Origin of the sequence: Dyella sp. AD56 (genome assembly GCF_002878475.1) — a bacterium.
Classification (GTDB): domain Bacteria; phylum Pseudomonadota; class Gammaproteobacteria; order Xanthomonadales; family Rhodanobacteraceae; genus Dyella.
On sequence record NZ_NRDP01000007.1, the window covers coordinates 43,890 to 63,127 of the forward strand.

At 64.0% G+C, this 19,238-nt stretch carries 16 protein-coding genes; 10 read left to right on the forward strand and 6 right to left on the reverse strand.

Translation table 11 applies throughout. The features are described from left to right. Positions 1–188 precede the first annotated feature (188 nt). On the forward strand, positions 189–770 hold the full coding sequence (locus DyAD56_RS06315) for an OmpA family protein (RefSeq protein ID WP_102301906.1): 582 nt from the start codon (positions 189–191) through the stop codon (positions 768–770). 53 nt (positions 771–823) lie between these two features. On the opposite strand, the gene DyAD56_RS06320 is transcribed toward DyAD56_RS06315, so the two are convergent. The 3 genes from DyAD56_RS06320 to DyAD56_RS06330 form a co-directional block, all read right to left on the reverse strand. After that, positions 824–2,047, reverse strand: a complete 1,224-nt coding sequence (locus tag DyAD56_RS06320; RefSeq protein ID WP_233202309.1) for a CHASE2 domain-containing protein — start codon at positions 2,045–2,047, stop codon at positions 824–826. Positions 2,048–2,075: 28 nt separating this feature from the next. After that, positions 2,076–3,707, reverse strand: a complete 1,632-nt coding sequence (locus DyAD56_RS06325; protein ID WP_158241277.1) for a FecR domain-containing protein — start codon at positions 3,705–3,707, stop codon at positions 2,076–2,078. A gap of 188 nt (positions 3,708–3,895) precedes the next feature. Next, positions 3,896–6,748 (reverse strand): ATP-binding protein, encoded by a 2,853-nt coding sequence (locus tag DyAD56_RS06330; RefSeq protein WP_158241278.1) that lies wholly within the window; start codon positions 6,746–6,748, stop codon positions 3,896–3,898. Between the two features lie 112 nt (positions 6,749–6,860). Here DyAD56_RS06330 and DyAD56_RS06335 point away from each other — a divergent pair, with 112 nt between their 5' ends. The 4 genes from DyAD56_RS06335 to DyAD56_RS06350 all read left to right on the forward strand — a co-directional run bounded on the left by DyAD56_RS06335 (position 6,861) and on the right by DyAD56_RS06350 (position 9,929). Further along, on the forward strand, positions 6,861–7,490 hold the full coding sequence (locus DyAD56_RS06335; protein ID WP_102301909.1) for a response regulator transcription factor: 630 nt from the start codon (positions 6,861–6,863) through the stop codon (positions 7,488–7,490). A 393-nt stretch (positions 7,491–7,883) separates the two neighbouring features. Further along, positions 7,884–8,144, forward strand: coding sequence for a GlsB/YeaQ/YmgE family stress response membrane protein (locus DyAD56_RS06340; RefSeq protein WP_102301910.1), 261 nt, complete (start codon positions 7,884–7,886; stop codon positions 8,142–8,144). A 19-nt stretch (positions 8,145–8,163) separates the two neighbouring features. Continuing rightward, positions 8,164–8,655 (forward strand): SRPBCC family protein, encoded by a 492-nt coding sequence (locus DyAD56_RS06345; RefSeq protein WP_102301911.1) that lies wholly within the window; start codon positions 8,164–8,166, stop codon positions 8,653–8,655. A gap of 287 nt (positions 8,656–8,942) precedes the next feature. Beyond that, positions 8,943–9,929 (forward strand): GGDEF domain-containing protein, encoded by a 987-nt coding sequence (locus tag DyAD56_RS06350; RefSeq protein WP_158241279.1) that lies wholly within the window; start codon positions 8,943–8,945, stop codon positions 9,927–9,929. 36 nt (positions 9,930–9,965) lie between these two features. Here the strand turns inward: DyAD56_RS06350 and DyAD56_RS06355 are convergent, their stop codons facing one another. The 3 genes from DyAD56_RS06355 to trxA all read right to left on the reverse strand — a co-directional run bounded on the left by DyAD56_RS06355 (position 9,966) and on the right by trxA (position 13,418). Continuing rightward, on the reverse strand, positions 9,966–10,733 hold the full coding sequence (locus DyAD56_RS06355; protein WP_102301913.1) for a hypothetical protein: 768 nt from the start codon (positions 10,731–10,733) through the stop codon (positions 9,966–9,968). Positions 10,734–11,147: 414 nt separating this feature from the next. Next, positions 11,148–12,914: a transcription termination factor Rho gene (gene rho / locus DyAD56_RS06360; protein WP_102301914.1), complete on the reverse strand. Its 1,767-nt coding sequence runs from the start codon at positions 12,912–12,914 to the stop codon at positions 11,148–11,150. 177 nt (positions 12,915–13,091) lie between these two features. Then, a complete protein-coding gene (gene trxA / locus DyAD56_RS06365; protein WP_102301915.1) occupies positions 13,092–13,418 on the reverse strand; it encodes a thioredoxin TrxA in 327 nt (108 codons plus the stop codon). A 501-nt stretch (positions 13,419–13,919) separates the two neighbouring features. On the opposite strand from trxA, the gene DyAD56_RS06370 reads away from it, so the two are divergent. The 5 genes from DyAD56_RS06370 (at position 13,920) to ung (ending at position 19,105) form a co-directional block, all read left to right on the forward strand. Further along, positions 13,920–15,638, forward strand: coding sequence for a DEAD/DEAH box helicase (locus DyAD56_RS06370; protein WP_102301916.1), 1,719 nt, complete (start codon positions 13,920–13,922; stop codon positions 15,636–15,638). A gap of 119 nt (positions 15,639–15,757) precedes the next feature. Beyond that, positions 15,758–16,435 (forward strand): cell division ATP-binding protein FtsE, encoded by a 678-nt coding sequence (ftsE, locus tag DyAD56_RS06375; protein WP_102301917.1) that lies wholly within the window; start codon positions 15,758–15,760, stop codon positions 16,433–16,435. Continuing rightward, positions 16,432–17,418, forward strand: a complete 987-nt coding sequence (gene ftsX / locus DyAD56_RS06380) for a permease-like cell division protein FtsX (protein WP_102301918.1) — start codon at positions 16,432–16,434, stop codon at positions 17,416–17,418. Before ftsE ends, ftsX begins: the two co-directional genes overlap by 4 nt. 146 nt (positions 17,419–17,564) lie before the next feature. Then, complete coding sequence (locus tag DyAD56_RS06385) at positions 17,565–18,407, forward strand: response regulator (protein WP_102301919.1); 843 nt, start codon at positions 17,565–17,567, stop codon at positions 18,405–18,407. Then, positions 18,404–19,105 carry a uracil-DNA glycosylase gene (gene ung / locus DyAD56_RS06390; protein WP_102301920.1) on the forward strand — a complete coding sequence of 234 codons (702 nt, stop codon included), beginning with the start codon at positions 18,404–18,406 and terminating at the stop codon, positions 19,103–19,105. The genes DyAD56_RS06385 and ung overlap by 4 nt, the downstream gene beginning before the upstream one ends. Positions 19,106–19,238 lie beyond the last annotated feature (133 nt).

Here is a 19,238-nt window from a genome sequence, read left to right on the forward strand (position 1 = left end):
AACTTCGTGCGGACCGTCATGAACGGGCTGCCGTCTTCGTGTGTCCTTGTTTCGCGATTGGACGTCCAAATCGACGATTGAACGTATGGGCGCCGCTCTGGCGCCTGCCGTGCATACTCCCTCAGCGCAAGCGTAAGCCGCCCCCTGGCGGTCTGTGCTTGTGCACCGCTAACGAGAGGAGAAACCGCATGGCAAGTACCAGCTCTCGCATCGGTCGTAGCGTCGCCGGTCTTTTCGTGGTCGCGCTTTGCGGCTGCACCGGCTACGTCAAGAAAAGCGATTTCGATGCCACCATCGCCGAGTTGCGTAGCAACGATCAAAAGCAACAGCAGGAGATCGATGCGATCACGCAGGAGATGCACCAGAAGTTCGCGCAGTACGACACGCAGATCACGGCCATGCAGGGCCGCATCAGCGTCGACACTATCGCGCACTTCGACACCAATCAGACCTCGCTGCGCGACGAGGACAAGCAACGGTTGGATGATTTCGCCAAGGTGATGCGTGAGCACCACACCAGCGCGGTGATTACGGCGGAAGGCTTTGCTGATCCCTCCGGCTCAGCGGGATACAACCAACAGCTGGCGCTCAAGCGTGCACAGGCGGTGCGCGATTACTTGGTGCAGACCGGTGGTCTCAATGCTGACCAGGTGCGCGCCGTGAGTTACGGCAAGGTCAAGAATCGCCAGGTGGTGAAGGGCGCAAGCGGTGACCAGGGGATGCCCAATCGTCGGGTGTCGCTGGTGACTGACTTCGCTGGGAGCACCTGAGCACGATCGTTCAACGCATCCATGTCGAAGGCCGCCCGAGGGCGGCCTTCGTGTCATGTGCGTCCCGAATTCTGGATGTCCGCGGCAGGCGGTTGCCACCAGGTCACATCGGTCAGCCGTGCCTGCTTGAGTTCGCGTCGCGCCTCGAGGCGCCGGATAGCCGCGTGGAGTGTGAGGCCGGCCGCAACAATGACCATCCAACCGGTCGGTGGCCACCACACGCCGGCTGCGCGCAGCAGTAGAAGGCTCATGAGCACAATCATGCTCAGGCTCAGCGCGGCGAGTACGCGCGTGCGGCGCATGCCCGGCAGTCCGTAGATGGCCAGCGGCAGCGCGAGCGCGAATGAGCCAAGCAGGAGCTGCGCGGTGAGGTTGAGCGGCGTGATCAGGCGTCCGTTGCTCAGCGACTCCAGAATGTTTGCCTGATATTCCACGCCGGGCATGGGGTTGTTGGGGCGCGACGCCGAGGTGGCGAGCTGGTCGCCGAGTCCTGCCGCGGTGGCGCCGATCAGCACCCAGCGTCCCTTGAGCAGCGCATCGGGTACGCGCCCCTGCAGTACGTCGACATAGGAGACTTGGTTGAACGCGCCTGCGCTGTTGGCGAAGCGGACCAGTACGTAATCGTCGCGAATCCACTCATAGGGCGAGTTCGCCGTACCTTCGGGCTGGTGCAGTCCGGGCAGGGGATGCAGCGGCGAAGGCCGGCCGATGTCGTACAGCGCAAGCGCGAGAGCCGACCACTGCGGTTGGCCGAGACCTGCCTTGAGATAGACGCCACGGGTGACGCCGTCGGGGTCTTTGGAGGCATCGACATGGCCGAAGGCGGCGGCGTTTCGTGCGATCTCCGGTACAGGTAACACTTCTTCCAGCACGCCGCCGAGTTCGGCTGCTTCGGCGAACACCGGCATCACTACGTGGCCGTTGTCGTGGATGGCTTGGGCGTAGGTGTGGTCATTGTCGGGGTGATTGACGTCGGCTTCCGCCATCGTCACATCCATGCCCACGCCGCGCACGCCGGCGGCGGTGAGCCGGCGGATGAGTTGCGCGTGCACGGAGCGCGGCAACGGCCAGTTGCCCAGCGCGGCCAGGCTTTGCGGATCGATGGCGACGATAACGACCTGATCGCTGGTGGCGTAAGACCAATGACGCATGTGCGCGTCATACAGCGCGTTGTCCAGCGGTTGCATGGCGCTGCTGGCGATCAGTAAGACAGCCACGGCGAAGCCCACCACCCACGCGAGCGCGCGCTTGAGCAGAGGCAACGCGGCGATGATCACGGGCGCCAGAACCTCCGCGACGGATGCATCAGAGCACGAGCCACAGCAATACCACGCCACCGCCGGCGGCTACCCAGCGGCATGCGGTGCAGGGTACACGGGTGCGTTGGATGGCACCCCACGGGCCTGCGTAGCCGTCGGTGTCGACGGTCTGCACGCGCGCGTACCACTTGCCGTGGGGCAGCTTGCGCAGGCTCAGTTCGGGCACATCGAGCGTCTGGTCCACCTGCACCTCGGAGAAGTCAGGCTTGCGTGCGAGTTGGATGTGGTAGTGCTGCCCCGCTGCGCCGCCCGGCCAGCTCAGCACGAAGTCGCCATGCTCGTGCTTGGGTTCACCCGGCGCAGGCGCGGGTGGCTCGGGCACGAGATCGAACGGCATCGCGCTGGTATAGGGGCCGAGCTTGCCGTCCTTGTCGCGGCTGGCGATGCGCCACACGTAGTGACCGTAGGGCAGCGCCTGCGGCGCGCGCACATGATCGCCGCGCACGTTGTCGTTGTCTCCGAGCAACTGGCTGAAGCTGTCATCGGCGGAGAGCTGCCATGCGTAGCTTTCGGCCTCGATGCTTTCCGTCCAGCGGAATTCGGGACGCGTGGCGCGTACCTTCGCACCCGGTTGCGGGTCGATGATGAGCGGGGGCTGGGGATGCGCGGCAATGGTGAAGATGCAGGTGGCGTCCAGCCCTTCCATTCGCGCACTGTCGATGCCGCGTACGCGGAAGGCGTGCGCACCATCAGGCAGGCTGGGCAATGTGGCGTGTGTGCCATCGACGACGGTATCGAGCAACAGTGCTTCAAAACGATCGGTAAGCGCGACCTGCACGCGATAATGCGTCGCACGGTCCAGCGGCTTCCACTGGATCTGCGCCGGCGACTGGCCGATGGGTTGCGCCGGGCAATCCACCGAGGGCGCGGCGAGCAGTGGCTGAGGTTCGCCCGGCTTGCCGGCGGCTTCGGTCGCGACGCCGCGGCCTCCGTCCACCATCACGTGGCGAGCGTTATTGCCCACGTCCACATGGCCGGAAACGACTTCGGTGCGAGCGTCGCCGCTGTCCTCGTCGGCGGCCACGCGGAAGTGGGTGCCTCGCACGCTGGAAATGGTGTTGGGCGTGGAGACGGTGAAGCGTGCCGCGCTGCCGCTGAGCGGGGTCACGTCGCTGTTGAGGCGGCCGCGCTTGAGGCGCATGCGTGTGTCGACCATGCCGGTGCGGCCATAGGCGCTCAGGCGGTCCAGCACGAGCGCGCTGTCGGCCTGCAGCAGCACGCGCGAGCTGTCAGCCAACTGCAGCGTGAGGCTGGTATCGGCTGCGGTGTCCAGCTCGGTGCCGTAACCCACCGACATACCCGCTGTTACCGGGATCGCCGGCGCGTTGCCGGGGGGCTTCGCGGTAGCGCTGCCGAGTACGGCGACCACGGTGGCCGGTGCCGGGCCCTGACGTAGCCAGCCGACGGGAAAGTGCATGGTGGAGCCGGGCGGCAGATGCAGCGGGTCGCCGACCTGGTTGTAGTCCTGCAGTTTCTGCCAGGGTACGTCCGGCTTGAGGTAGCGGGCGGCGAGATCCCACAGGTTGTCGCCCGGCCGTACGCGGTAATTCCAGTCGGCGGGTGCGGGTGCGGCGAAGGCGTGAGGTACGTAGGCAGTGACAGCGAACAGCACAGTCATACATAGCCAGCGCCAAGGCTGGCCAGGCCCGAAGGTCCGGTGTGACATAAAGCGTCGATACTCCTTTAGCACCCCTGCGCCACGGTCACTCCTGCGCGCGCGGCCAGCCGGAATCCATTTTCCCGTGGCGACGCAGTGACTTGCGGCCCGACTATTGTCGCGGACAGGTCACCAAATTGCCAACTTCGTCACGAAATGGCCCCGGGGTGATCCGGGTTTGCCAGCCGCTGGGCCAACCGCTCGACGAATCCGGCGGTGCCGGACAGGGCGTCCGCCGCTGCGGGGCCGTGCAGTGCCTCGTGGAGGCGCTCACCTTCGTGGATCAGCGCTTCGTCGCCCACCAGGGGCAGGATGCCCATCAGGCGGTGCAGGGATTGGCGGGCGGCTGGTAGATCCTCGCGGGCGGCATGCTGCCGGAGGTCGTCCAGGTCGCGTCGGGTTTCCTGAGCGAGCAAGGCCTGCAGCTCTTCCGGTGGCGGAGGCTCGGCGGTGGGCGTGGCCAGTTCGCCTAGCCACTCGCCGAGCTTGCGCCCGAGCGTGGCCAACTGCAGCGGCTTGCTGAGCACGTCGTCCATGCCCGCCTCTTTCGCCCGTGCCGTTTCGCTACTCATGGCATTGGCCGTCATGGCAAGGATGGGCAGGCGCTGAGTACTACCCGCTGCCGCCTCGCGCTCGCGCCACGCGCGGGCAAGCTCGTAGCCGCTCATGTGGGGCATGTTGCAGTCGGTCAGCAGCAGGGCATAGTCGCCGTCGGCCAGCATCTCAAGCGCGTCATGGCCGTTGTCCACGACTTCGCTGGCCAGGCCCAGCAAGGCCAGCTGGCGGGCGATCAAGCGTCGGCTGACCGCGTGGTCTTCGACCACCAGCACGCGACCGCGCAGGGCAGGTGTACTGCGGGTGGCCAGTGGGTCGCGCCAGTGATCAGGTGCTTCCAGTTCCAGCGCGCGCAAGCTCGTGGCGATCACCGATCGCCAGGTCAGCGGCTGGGCGTTGAGCCATATGGCCTCTCGATCCGGCGCGGGCGACTCGTTGGATACGACCACCACATGGGCGTGGATCTGGCCGGCGCTGTCGCGGTCGTCGGCATCGATAAAGAGCAGGCTGGCTGCCATGCCTTCGCGCAGGGGCGTGGCGGGCTCGCAGCGCTCGACGCTCAGGCCGGCGGCGCGCAGGTGTTGCTCCAGTGACGTGGCGAGGGTGGGCGATGTCAGGCGCACGATGGCGTGCCGGCCGTGCAGGCTGGCGGGTGCATCGGTGGCGCGGTCGGCGACAGGCAGGCGCAACTGCACGGTGACGGTGGTGCCCGCACCTTCTTCGCTGCGCAGTTCGATGCTGCCGTCCATCAGCTGTACTAGCTGTTGGCAGATGGCGAGCCCCAGACCGGTGCCGCCGTAGCGTCGGCTGGTCCAGGCTTCCGCCTGTGCGAACGGTTTAAACAGGGTGTCCTGCTTGTCGTGGGCAATGCCGATGCCGGTATCGGTCACGCTCAGCGAGAGGTGCTGTTGCGTGCCGTTGTCGCCCAGCACAGTGAGCGTGGCGCCGACGCTGCCGCGATCGGTGAACTTGATGGCGTTGTTGAGCAGATTGATCACAATCTGCCGCAACCGCTGGCTGTCGCCGCGCAACTGGCCGGCCGCTGTGGCATCCACGAAAAGACCAAGATCGAGCCCCTTGGCGCGAGCCGCCACGGCCATCGTACCGACGGTACCGTCCAGCCATTGGCGGGTGTCGAATGGTGTGGCGTCGAGCCTAAGGTCGCCGGCTTCGAGCTTGGAGAAATCCAGGATGTCGTTGAGGATCTGCAACAGCGAGCCGGCGGAATCCTCCACGGCGCGCAACAGTTCCCGCTGCTCGCCGTTGACCGGTGTGCGGCCCAGTAGCTCCAGCATACCGATCACGCCGTTCATTGGCGTGCGGATCTCGTGGCTCATGGCGGCGAGGAAATCCGCTTTGGCCTTGGAGGCGCGTTCGGCTACGTCGCGTGCAATGCGCAGTGCTTCGTTGCGCAGGTTCTGCTCGGTGGTATCGATGAAATAGCCCATCACGCCCAGGTCGCCGTCACTCATCGGACGCGTGGCGAAGGTGGCGTGAATCCAGCGCAGGCCGCTTTGTCCGAAGGCACGGAAATCCAGCGTGCGTTGGTCGGCCTGATGCGTTGCGGGCGACAGCAGCGGCAGCAGGGCCGGCAAATCATCCGGATGGATGCGTTCTCGCAAGGCGTCGATGCGCAGCGCGCCGTCGCCGTCGCGCAGCTCGGCCGCGTCGATGCTGAACAGCGCGCGGGCATCGCCGGTGACGAAGGAAACATGCGCAACGTCTTGCCGGTCGATGCGCATGGCCATCACCACCACCGGCATGCGCCGGGCCATATCGCCGAGGCGTTGCTCGGTCTGGCGTGCGGCTTGCTCGGCGTCGCGGAACTCGGTGACGTCCAGCAGGGTGCTGGCATAGCCGTGCGCCTGTTCCTGTTCGTCGCGCAAGGCGCGTATCCAAAGGTGTGCAGCGTGCGTTTCGCCATTGGCCATGGGGACGTTGATGTCCTGCCGCAGCGTGGCGCCCTGCAATACCTTGTCCTTTTGTTCGGCGAACGACGCGTCGCGGATCAGGGCCGCAGCATCGTCGTCGCGTTCGGACAGTGCGCGTCCTAGCCGGTTGCCTGCCACGGTCTGGCCGTCGAGTCCATGCAGCAGCACGGGAAACGGCAGCGCATCGAGTGTGGCCTGTTGAAGTTCCCGCTCCGATTGGAGGCGTTGCGCCAGCTGCCGGTTGCGGCGCACCTGCGCCTGCAGCAGCCATGTCAGCACGAAAGCCAGCACGGCAGTTGCCACCAGCAAGAGGGTGATGACCAGGGCGACCGGAGAAAGCGCGGTGGCTTCGTTGCCGAACCAGGGCAAGGCAAGCATGCCCAGGGCCCGAACGCGAAAGCAGCCCGGTGCGATGGTGGTGGCAGGCCCTGATTCCGGGCAGGAACGAACGACGGTAAGCATCGTGCAGGCCCGGTCGGCGGAAAGGTCCATGCGGCTGGATGGTCGGGGGTTCATGCTACCTTTGAAGCGCGGCAGCCACAAACGGGCCGCACTATCAAGCCGTATCTGCGGTTGAACGTTGTAATGCATGTGCTGTTTGCAGTGGCAGGAAAAGCAGGAGTGAAGTGTGCGAGTCATAATCGCCGATGATCATCCGGTCGTCCTGATCGGGTTGAAGACCTCGCTCCGCGACTACGGCAATGGGCTGGACGTGGTCGGTGAAGCGCGCAACGGGCAGCAATTGCTGGATCTGCTGACGCAAACGCCCTGTGACCTGCTCATTACCGATTTCTCCATGCCGGCGGACATCGAAGGCTATGACGGCCTGTCCCTGTTGCAGCGCGTGCGCGAAACCTACCCGGCACTGCCCATCCTGGTACTCACCATGCTGCGCAATCCCGCATTGGTGCAGAACATGGTGAGCGTCGGCGTGCGTGGCGTGGTGGACAAAATGGCGATGGCGAAGGAGCTGATGCTCGCCATCGACATGATCCGCGCGGGGCGAAGCTACCTCAGCGAGCGCATGCGGCGCCAGATCGAAGGCATGTATCCCACGGGCGCCGAGCCGATGGTTTCGCGGCGCGAGGTCGAAGTCATCCGTTTCCTGGCGCAGGGGCTGACGGTGTCAGAAATCGCGCGGCGGTTGGACCGCAGCGTGAAGACCATCAGCCAGCAGAAGCGCGATGCGATGCGCAAGCTGAATCTTGAGAGCGATAAGCAGCTCTACGACTACGCTCGTTCCATCGGACTGCTTTAAGTCGCTGGGGCGGCGTCTGCCGGTTCTGGTCACCCTCTCGAACGCGCGTAACCACATTTCGTGACCCGGGTAGGAATGTTCTGATTCCGCTGGCCCGCCACACATCGTCCAATGCACTCCACGAACATGTGGCCGCACCGTTGCGTCGGCCGCATAAGGTTTCCCGCATGCCATGGATGACATGTGTCGGTGAGTACGCCGGCGACAAACCGCGCCACCCCTGATCGGTTTGTCGGGATCTATGTACGGGGCCTCCGCCCCACGGCTTGCGTTCCAGACGATGCAGCCGTGGGCGCGGAATGGCGCCGCCTCTGCGTAACACCACGCGGGTTACCTCCAGGGCGCGTCCTTACGCGAGGGCGACCCTGTCCATGTCACGGGAGCATTCGATTTATGGCGGAACACAGTCTGCTGGTGTGGCTGGTCATTGGCGCTCTGGCTGGATGGATTGCGGGCTTGCTGGTGAAGGGCAGCGGTTACGGCGTGTTTATCGACATCCTTATTGGGGTGCTTGGCGCCTGCCTTGGTGGTTGGGTTGCTCACCTCATTGGGTTCAGCGTGGGTGGCGGCTTCGTCATCTCGCTGGTCGTAGCGACGGCCGGTGCTGTGCTGTTGCTGGTCATGCTGCGCGTGCTCAAGCAATGCATGCATTGATGTTCGAGTACGGTCATCGATGGTGAAAGAACGGCTGTCCCTGGCGCTTTGTCGCCGCCACAGCGTGTTCGTGCCGCGCGACCCGGGTGAAGTGTTCGCGCTGGTTGATGACGTGTCGTCCATGCATCGATGGCTGGATCGCTGCATTCGCGTGCAGAAATACCGCGAGGGTGAGAATGCCGTCGGCGATCCACTGCGTTGTGTCTACCAGGGCATGACGCGGCATGGTGTGTTGACAGGCGCAATCGTTGCCCGGGTGCCAACGCGTACGTTGGCGTGCACCTATGCGAGCCGCTCCATGCACGTCGCCCTCGATTTCTCCATGTCGCCGCGCGGTGAGGGCACGTATCTCACGCACTCCGTGCAGGTCACTCCCATGGGGTGGCTGGCGAGACTTTCATCTCCCCTGATCCATCGCATGCTGGAGCGCCACATAGCCGGGACTATGGAAGGGTTGCGGCGTTGTTTGCTGGCGGCACCTGAAAATCAGCCTGCACCGTCCCATCGGTAGGACTTTTCTGATTCCGATCAGACTGTTCGTTGTGCACCATCACCATCAAGCGATCCATGCGTAGCTGCGGCACATGTGCCGGGCTCCCGCTGCCGTCGTTACCTGCAGCGAGGGCGCTCCATCGGAGCGATGCCTCGCATCACGCGGGCCGGAGAAGTGAGATGGTGAAGCGAAATTTCAAGCTGCAAAGTCGCTGGCCACGAGGCGCCCGCAGGGCGGTCACCCTGGTGCGTTCGCGTCGGCGCGCTTTTTCCGCCGATACGAAGCGCGGTCATGGACGGCGGCCAATGGACTTCCGTTCGCCCCGTACCCAAGGTCTGGTGCAGGGCATGGCGACATCGCGTTTCGACGCAGGCATGGTGATCGGTCCCTTGGCCACGTCGTTGCAGTCCTTGTATGACACCATCCCTGTGGCGCTTGGTGTGATCGATCGCGATGGCTACTACGCGAGCGCCAATGGGGCTTACGCAGCTATCCATGGCCTTGTCCCCGCGGACATGGTCGGTCACCGGGTAAACGATTACCTCCCGGGTGCGGACGAGCAACTGCAGCAAGACTTTGCGGACTTCGACGCCGGTTTCGATCTAAAGGAACGCGAGATGGCCTGTCACGGCCGCCACTTCCTTGTAGCGTTGCAGGCAGTGCGCGACACCGACGGCAGCGTGCTGGGCATCACGTCGGCGTTGATCGACATCACGAACCGCAAGCGCATGGAGGTTGCCTCGGAGGAGGCGCGCCGCCTGTGGCAGTTCCATGCCAGCCACGATCACCTCACCGGCCTTGCCAACCGCCGCCGTCTCGACGATGCCCTTGCAGCGGAAGCACGTCGCTGTTTGCGCAGTGGCGCTGCGCTGTCGGTGCTGATGATGGACGTCGATTACTTCAAGTCTTACAACGACCACGTCGGACATCAGAAAGGTGATGAATGCCTGCGTGCCATTGCGGCGCTCTTGCGCAAAAGCATCCGTCGCCACGGTGATCTGGTGGGCCGCTATGGCGGCGAGGAGTTCATTGCGATTCTGCCGGATACCGATACGGCGGGAGCGCAGGTGGTGGCCAGTCATATCCTGCAGGACATCCGTGCGCTGGCCATCTGGCATCCAGGCAGCCCATGCGACTGTGTGACGATAAGCATCGGCGTGGCGAGCCTGGACGATCTTCCGCCGTCCAAGCTGGGTCCGCGCGAAGCCTTGCTGAATTGCGCGGATCGCGCGCTGTATGCGGCAAAGGCGGCGGGGCGCAACACACTATGCGTATACCCACCCCGTCAATGAAGCGCTAGGGCCGCCGCGAGGGCGGCCCAGGCAATGTCACTTGCCGTTAGCCTTGTACGTAAGGTCGGCGTTGTAGCTGTCGATGCGGACGGTTTCGTACAGCAACGCTTCGTTGAGCGATTTACGCATGGCCTGTGCGCTGTCCTTGCCATAGACCTTTTCCACCATCGTCCACAACGGTACATCCGGCTCCTTGCCGAGATCCGCCCAGCTAGTGGAGCGGATGATCATGATGAACTCGGGGCTGTTGCCGTCAGCATCGCGCAGCGCGCTGATGGCGTAGTAGTAATTCCAGTGAGACTTCTCCGCTGCCGCCGTGACCTTCTGCATCACGTCCATGAAGGCTTCCTGCGGTTCGTGCCCGGACTTGAGCTTGAAGTAGTTCACTTCGGCGAACGGCTGTTCGGTTTCCGCGCCCTGCGGCAAGTGGCTGAGTGCGCCGATTTTCTGCGTGAACGCGCTGGTTTCGCTTTTAAGGTGGGGATTCACCGCAGTCCGTAGTGTCTGGTCGCAGGCCCTGGACGCCGTTCGCATGGCATCGAAGGCTGACCATGGCAGTGAGGCCGTGGTGTAGGTGTAGCTGTAGGTATCGCCGGTTTCGTGCGTCCACGCGGTCCAGTCATATTTGAAACCATGCTGGCCGAGACACTGGTTGTATGCCTGGATGCCGGCCTCGTAGGCATCCTGTTCCGCCGGTGCGACGACATCGGTGTATTCGCGCGAAGCAAGCGTGGCATCGTTGTCTGCCGCACGTGCGCCAACTGCAGCCAGTGTCAGCACAAGCAGGGTAGTGACTGCCTTCATGGGGGCTCTCCTATGAATGTCGTGCAGCGTTGAGGCCCGGACGGGCCCGGGTCAGGCCAGACTTGCCTGCGAGGATTTAGTTACAGCGCACGGAGGCAGGTAGCGAGGGCCTTGCCTGTGTGGTTCCAGGCGGCGCTTTCGCGGATGGACGACGTGCGGATGGCGGGACGTTGCGACGAAAGACATCAGCGACTCCGGTAAGGGACAAAGCGGATGCGAGGCAGCGTACGTACAGGCGCGGCTATCGTGCCGAATCGGTTGCGGGAGCAACCGTGCGGCCACGCGCATTTTTTGGGGCTCGCGCGTCCTGCCGGGAATAGCCCAAACAGTCTAGCGTCGGGTTCGCGGATGCCGGCCCTAAAAGTACAAAGGCCGCCCGAGGGCGGCCTTTGCAGTGACGAAGGTGACTGGTGATCAGCGCTTCATCGAATTGAAGAACTCGTCGTTGGACTTGGTGTTCTTCATCTTGTCGAGCATGAACTCCATCGCGGCCAGCTCGTCCATCGGATGCAGCAGCTTGCGCAGGATCCAGATCTTGGAGAGCAGGTCCGGCTCGATCAACAGATCCTCGCGGCGGGTGCCGGAGCGGTTGATGTCGATGGCCGGGTACACGCGCTTCTCGGAGATGCGGCGGCTCAGGTGCACTTCCATGTTGCCGGTGCCCTTGAACTCTTCGTAGATCACCTCGTCCATCTTGCTGCCGGTGTCGGTCAGCGCGGTGGCGATGATGGTCAGGCTGCCGCCTTCTTCCACGTTACGGGCCGCACCGAAGAAGCGCTTGGGGCGCTGCAGGGCGTTGGCATCCACACCACCGGTGAGCACCTTGCCGGAGCTCGGCACCACGGTGTTGTAGGCGCGGGCGAGGCGCGTGATGGAGTCGAGCAGGATCACCACATCCTTTTTGTGCTCGACCAGGCGCTTGGCGCGCTCGATCACCATTTCGGCGACCTGCACGTGGCGCACGGCCGGCTCGTCGAAGGTCGAGGAGATTACTTCCGCACGCACGGTGCGGGCGATTTCCGTCACTTCTTCCGGACGCTCGTCGATCAACAGCATGATCAAGTGGACGTCGGGATGGTTGTACTGGATGGCCTGCGCGATGTTCTGCAGCATCATCGTCTTACCGGACTTCGGCTGGGAGACGATAAGACCGCGCTGGCCGCGGCCGATCGGCGCCACCAGATCCAGGATGCGGCCAGTGATGTCCTCGGTCGAACCGTTGCCACGCTCGAGCTTGAACGCCTTGCGCGGGAACAGCGGCGTCAGGTTCTCGAACAGCATCTTGTTCTTGGACGCCTCCGGCGGATCGCCGTTGATGTCGTCGACCTTGAGCATCGCGAAGTAACGCTCGCCTTCCTTCGGATGGCGCACGCGTCCGGTGATGTAGTCGCCGGTACGCAGGTTGAAGCGGCGGATCTGGCTGGGCGAGACGTAGATATCGTCCGGGCCGGCCAGGTAGGACTCGTCCGCCGAGCGCAGGAAGCCGAAGCCGTCCTGCAGGATTTCCAGCACGCCCTCGGCCCAGATGCCGCCGCCCGAACGGGCGTGGGCCTTGAGGATGTTGAAGACCACGTCTTGCTTGCGGGCACGCGCCACGCCTTCCTGCACGCCGAGCGACTCAGCGAATTCGAGCAGCTGGAACGCATTCTTGCGCTTGAGCTCGGTCAGGTTGATCAGGCGGTCGTTGCTGCCGGCATCGGCGTATTCGTCATCCACCGGCAGGCCGTTGTTGTTGCGCGGGTGCTGCGGGCTGTTGCCGCCACCACCCTGGCCACGTTGCTGCGGGTTGTTGCGCTCATGGCGACGACGACGGCCGCGACCATCTCGGTCGTTGCGGTTGAAATTCGGGTTGTTGCCGCCGTTCTGCTGAGCACCGCCTTGCTGCTGGCCACCCTCGCGGGCTTCCTGCGGCTGGCGCTGACCACCATCGCCCTGCGGTGCTGCCGATTCGGCAGCGGGGGCGGGCGCCGGGGCTGGAGCGGAAACTTCGTAGGCCGGCGGCGCGGCGCGCTCGATAGGCGGCAGCGGCGGCATGTCGAGCTGAGACTGCTTGCTGGCCTTTTCCGCGGCGGCAGCCGCCGATGCGGCGGACTTGCGTGGCGCTCGCGTGCGGGGTTCAGTCACAGGCTTGGCGTCGGCGCTCTTGGCGTCGTTGGATTCTTTGCTTTCGATATCAGACACGGGCAAACCTCTGCGGGGCGCCGTTGAAAAAAGGAGGGAAGGTTGCGTTGCGCGGACGGCGCGGGGGACAGGACAGTCCCGACGGACGCATGAAATCTAGCACCGGGTCCGCGGCGACGTAAAGCGCCGCGGCCGGAAAAATTCAGAAAACTTTTTCTGAAACGATCTGAAAAGGCCTCAGATGGCCTTGTCGATCATCTGAGTCAGGGCACCCTTGCTGACCGCACCGATCTGAGTGGCTTCGACCTTGCCGTTCTTGAAGACCATCAGGGTCGGGATCCCGCGCACGCCGTAGTTGCGGGGCGTCTTCTGGTTGTGGTCGATATTGATCTTGGCGATACGCAGCTTGCCCTCGTACTGCTGGGCCAGCTCATCCAGGATGGGGGCGATAGCCTTGCAGGGGCCGCACCACTCTGCCCAGAAGTCCAACAGAACGGGCGTATCGGAATTGAGCACTTCCTGTTCGAAGGCGTCGTCGCTCACATGGGTAATCAGGTCGCTCACCGGGGTCTCCGAAGGTAGGCGGGTAGGAGTTTTCACGACCGCGCGCCCAGCATCGGCTACACTGGGGCGCCCATGAAGCGCGGGGTCGTGCCAAAAGGAAGTCTGGTGCCATTGCGGCAGGCCTCCATTGCATCGTAACTCGGGGCGCGATTCAAGCGATTCAAGGGCGGCTGTAGGTGCATTCGGCATGATGAATGCACTTGTCTCTACAGGCGGCCAGGGATGGTTCCGTTGACATAGGTGAAAGGGTTTTTCCTTGACTGCCAATGGCTTAGGCCTTGCAGTCCTTTGACCTATGCCAGCGGAGCCGTCGCACGCCGCCGCTCTCGCCGGCGCCAATCTGGGATACGTGCTGATGGCACGCGCGATCCGATATGGATCCCGCCTGCCGCCACGTCCCGGTCGCGCCGACCATCCACCTGTTCCTTGTTTGCGTCTCACCGGCAAGGAGCCAGGCGGCCGCCTTTGGGCGCTGCCTGCACTGAAAATACTCCCTATAAAATGTCCCAAACCGTTCTCACTGATACCTTTTTCACCAATTTCGATCTCCATCCGCTGCTCCAGCAAGGCCTCGACGAGGCGGGTTTCACCCGCTGCACGCCGATCCAGGCGCTGACCCTCCCGGTCGCGCTGACGGGTCGCGACGTCGCCGGCCAGGCGCAGACGGGCACAGGCAAGACCTGCGCCTTTCTGGTGGCGATGATGAACCGCCTGCTGACCACGCCGGCCGTCGCCGAGCGCAAGGACAGCGACCCGCGCGCCCTGGTGATCGCACCGACCCGCGAGCTGGCCATCCAGATCGAGAAGGACGCCAAGTCCATCGGCCGCTACACCGGTCTGCGCACCGCGCTCATCTACGGCGGCGTCGATTACGACAAGCAGCGCCAGCAGCTCAAGGATGGCTGCGACATCATCATCGCCACGCCGGGCCGTCTGCTCGATTACTTCAAGCAGCACGTGTTCAGCCTCGACGCCGTCGAGGTGATGGTGATCGACGAGGCGGACCGCATGTTCGACCTCGGCTTCATCAAGGACGTGCGCTTCATCTTCCGCCGCCTGCCGGCGCGCGAACAGCGCCAGGTGCTGCTGTTCTCCGCCACGCTCAGCCATCGCGTGCTGGAGCTGGCTTACGAGCACATGCACAACGCCGAGAAGCTGGAAGTGGAGACGGAAAACGTCACCGCTGACCGCGTGCGCCAGGTCGTCTACTTCCCCGCGAAGGAAGAGAAGATGCCCCTGCTGCTCAACCTGCTCGACCGTACCAAGGCCGAGCGCAGCATCATCTTCGTCAACACCAAGGCCGCCGCGGAAAAGATCACCGATCGCCTCAAGCGATACGGTTATCGCGTGGGCGCGCTGTCGGGCGATGTGCCGCAGCTGAAGCGTCAGAAGTTGTTGCAGCGTTTCCAGGAAGGTCAGCTCGACATTCTGGTGTGCACCGATGTCGCCGCGCGCGGCCTGCACATCCCGGCCGTCAGCCACGTCTTCAACTTCGATCTACCGCAGGACGCGGAAGACTACGTGCACCGCATCGGCCGTACCGCGCGCCTTGGTGCCGAGGGCGATGCGATCAGCTTCGCCTGCGATCTCTACGCGATGAGCTTGCCGGATATCGAAACCTATATTGGCCAGCGCATCCCGGTGGCCAATATTGAAGCCGAGATGCTGGTGATGCCGCAGCCGCGCGAGCAGGACGCGCAGTACATGGCCGAGGTGGCTGCCGACAGCGCCGCGTTCGGCGACAAGGTGGAGCAGCGCGAGAAAGACGGTTCCCCGCGCAAGGGTTCGCGTAGCGGCAGCGGTCGCAGTGGCGATCGTCCGCGCGGTGACAAGCCTCGCGGACCTCGGAAGCCTCGCCATGAAGCGCCTGCGGAAGGCGCTGAAGAACCGGTGAAAACGGAAACCGCACCCGTGCAGGCGTCGGCGCAGGGCGAAGCTACGGATGGTGCAGAGCGCAAGCGCCGCCGTCGCCGTGGTGGTCGTAACCGTCGTCGCGAAGGCGATGCGCCGGCCGCCGAGGCCGCCGCCAACCCGGCAGGGGAAGGTAATCGTCAGCCGCGCGGCGAGCGTCGCCCACCGCGCGAGCGTGGCAACGCGGAGAACAATCACTCGCGTCCGTCGCGCCACGTTGCCATCACCTCGGGCAAGCAGGCTGAGCAGGAAGCACCGAAGAAGGTGGGCTTCTTCCGTCGACTGAGCCGCTTCTTCACCGGTCGCTGAGCTATTCGCTTGCCGTGAACTGCCGCGGGCTGAATCCGCGGCAGCTCGACGAGATAAAACCGACTGACCTTCACGCACGCATCCCTTATCCTTCTGTCATCTAGGACCGGGGATGCGCGGTGATCCGCTTCGACCAAGTCAGTAAACGTTATGAAGGTGGCCACGAGGCCTTGTCGCAACTTTCCTTTGAAGTAGCGACAGGCGAGATGGCCTTTGTGACCGGCCATTCGGGCGCCGGCAAGAGCACGTTGCTCAAATTGTTGGGCCTGATCGAGCGGCCCTCGCACGGTGTGATCACGCTGGATGGGCAGAGCCTGGCCAAGATAGGCCGCGCCGGCATCCCCAAACTCCGCCGCCGCCTGGGCATGGTGTTCCAGGACCATCGCCTGTTGATGGATCGCACGGTGTTCGCCAACGTCGAATTGCCGCTGATGATCGGCGGCATGGCACCCAGCGAGCGCGGCAAGCGTGCGCGTGCGGCGCTGGAGAAGGTCGGCCTGCTGGCCTACGAGCGGCAGCTGCCGGCCACGCTATCCGCTGGCGAGCAGCAGCGCGTGGGCATTGCCCGCGCTATCGTCGCCAAGCCGACGCTGCTGATCGCGGACGAACCCACGGGCAACCTCGACCCCTCGTTAGCGGTGGAGATCATGGGCCTGTTTGCGGAATTCCAGAACGTGGGTACCACTGTGCTGATTGCCAGCCATGATCTGCCGTTGATCAAGCGCATGAGGAAGCGTGTGATCGTGCTCGACCACGGCCGCCTCGTCGCTGACGTGGCCGCCCAGGAGGTGCTATGAGCACGCAGCCCGAATTTCCCATGGAAAGCCCACTGCTTTCCGACCAGTCGCGCGGCATTCGCAATAAGCCCAGGCCAGTGGCAAGTTGGCGCGAGCACCACGGCTGGAGTGCGGCGGCGAGCCTGCGCCGCCTGATGTCGCGTCCGATCGGCACCTTGCTCACCGTGACGGTGATGGCCATCGCACTCGCGTTGCCGCTGACCTTCTATCTGCTGCTGGGCAACCTGCAGAAAATGGGTGATGCGCTGGGCCAGAACCAGACCATCAGCGTGTTCCTGCAGCCGGGGCAGAGCGTCTCGTCGGCGGACATGATGGCCAAGAAGCTGGGCGAACGCGCTGAAGTCAACGGCGTCACCGTCAAATCGCCCGACCAAGGCATGGACGAACTAGCCAAGATGCAAGGCTTCTCTGGCGCGCTGCACACACTGGACGTCAATCCGCTGCCCTTCGTGCTTGAGGTACAGCCCAAGGCTGGCGTGAGTGCGGATAGCGTCGATCACCTCGTGGCCGACGTGCGGGGCATGCAGGGTGTGGATCAGGTGCAAGATGGCGGCACGTGGCGCCAACGCCTTGAAGCCTTGCTCGGCGTCGGCCAGCGCATCGTGATGATCCTCGCCGCACTGTTGGCCGGGGCCGTACTGTTGGTGGTTGGCAACACCGTGCGTGTGGACATCGCCAGCCGCCACGAGGAAATCGGTGTGCTGATGCTGGTGGGTGCGAGCCGCGCCTTCGTGCGTCGTCCTTATCTTTATGCCGGCATCTGGTACGGCTTGTTCGCAGGCATTCTCGCCGCGGGCTTTGCGGTACTGGTGGAGCTGGCGTTGGCCGAGCCGGTTCAGCGACTGGGCCAGGTCTACGCCGGCAAGCTGCAGATCGACGTATTGCCGGTGTGGTTGCTGGCGGCCGTGCCGGTGGCTGCTGCAGTGCTCGGCTGGCTGGGCGCTCGCCTGGTCAGCGCGTGGCAACTGCGCAAGGCAGCGTGAAGCGTGCGCCGGCTCACGCCACGGCAAGCTTGTCATGCAAGGTTTGCGGGGATGGTGCAGCATCCGGATCGGGCTCTCCGGGCGCTAGGAGGGTGCACCGATAGGTTGCCGGCAGGGAGTGCTGGCCTACACGTGGGTGACAGGGGATGAGTGGAAGTTTCAGCAGTCGTACGGTAGGAACGGCGCCCAGGGTGCTGGTAGTAGATGGTTCCAAGGTGGTGCGCCAGTTGATTGCCCGTGTGCTGAAGAGTGAACTGCCCGACAGTGACGTGGTGGGTGCGGGCAACGGTGCGGAAGCCAAGGAGCTGCTCGAAAGTCGCGCGTTCGACTTCATCACCATCGCATTGCGGCTGCCCGACATGGACGGGCTGGAGCTCGCGCGCCACGTGCGCGAATCTGCGGCGCAGGCCTACGTGCCTGTCGTCGTGGTATCCGGCGACGTGGACGATCGTCTGCATAACCGCACGTTGGGCGAGCACGTTACCGATTACTTCGACAAGTCGCTGGGCTTCCAGGCGCTGGCGGAATTCATCCGTGGCTACGTGAAACCCTCCGACACCGCCGAGGGTGAAGTGCTCTACGTGGAAGACAGCCGAGTGGTGGCGCTGGCGACGCGCCGCATTCTGGAAAAGCACGGCCTTACCGTGTACCACGTGGTCAGCGTCGAAGATGCGCTGGTGCTGCTCGACAAGGCGAAGGAGCAGGCGAAAGTCGGTGCCGACATCGTGCTTACCGACGTCAGCTTGAAGGGTGAGCTCACCGGTGGCGACCTGCTTGAACGCATCCGGCGCGACTATGGTTATGGCAAGGGTCGGCTGCCCGTGCTGGTGATGACGGGTGACGAGAATCCGGCCAACCAGGCCGCGCTGCTGCGTGCCGGTGCCAACGACCTGGTCGAGAAGCCCATTGAGGAAAAACTGTTGATGACCAAGTTGCTGTTCCAACTACGCGTTTCGCAGCACCTGCGCGAGCGGGGCGACGCGGCGTGACCGACGATCGTGTGAAGCTGGAGCCTTCGTGGAAGGCGCGTGTCGGCGACTATCTGGGCCGGCCCGACATGCAGGCATTGGGGGACTTCCTACGCGTCGAAAAGCAGGCGGGGAAGGTGATCTACCCTCCCGGCCCTGAGATCTTTGCCGCCTTCGATCACACCCCGTTCGACGCGGTGCGAGTGGTGATCCTGGGCCAGGACCCGTACCACGGACCGAATCAGGCCCATGGGCTGTGCTTCTCGGTACGCCCGGGAATCCCGGCGCCGCCCTCGCTGCAGAACATCTTCAAAGAGATCCACCGGGACCTGGGCTTTCGGGCGCCGGATCATGGCTGTCTGACGCCTTGGGCTGACCGAGGTGTGCTGCTGCTCAACGCCGTGCTTACCGTCCAGCAGAGCTTGGCCGCCTCCCACCAGGGCAAGGGTTGGGAAGGGTTTACCGACGCCGCCATCGACGCCCTCAACCGCGAGCGGGAAGGGCTGGTGTTCATGTTGTGGGGCTCCTACGCCCAGAAAAAGGGCCAGCTGATCGACAGTCGCCGCCATTGCGTTTTGCGCTCGGTGCACCCATCTCCCTTGTCAGCGCATCGGGGTTTTATCGGTTGCGGGCACTTCTCGGCGGCGAACCGGTATCTGGAAAGCCGTGGGGTCGCACCGATCGACTGGTCCCTGCCAATGCGCTCAGAACTCGGCTGAAACGGCCTTTTCACGGTCGCTGAACCGCCGACTAGGCACTGTGGAGCCTCCCCTGGGCGCCTCGCTGGACAGGTGTTCCAAATTCCTGTACTATTCAGTTCATCAAAGGTCCCGGAACCTTTCGGGGCCTTTA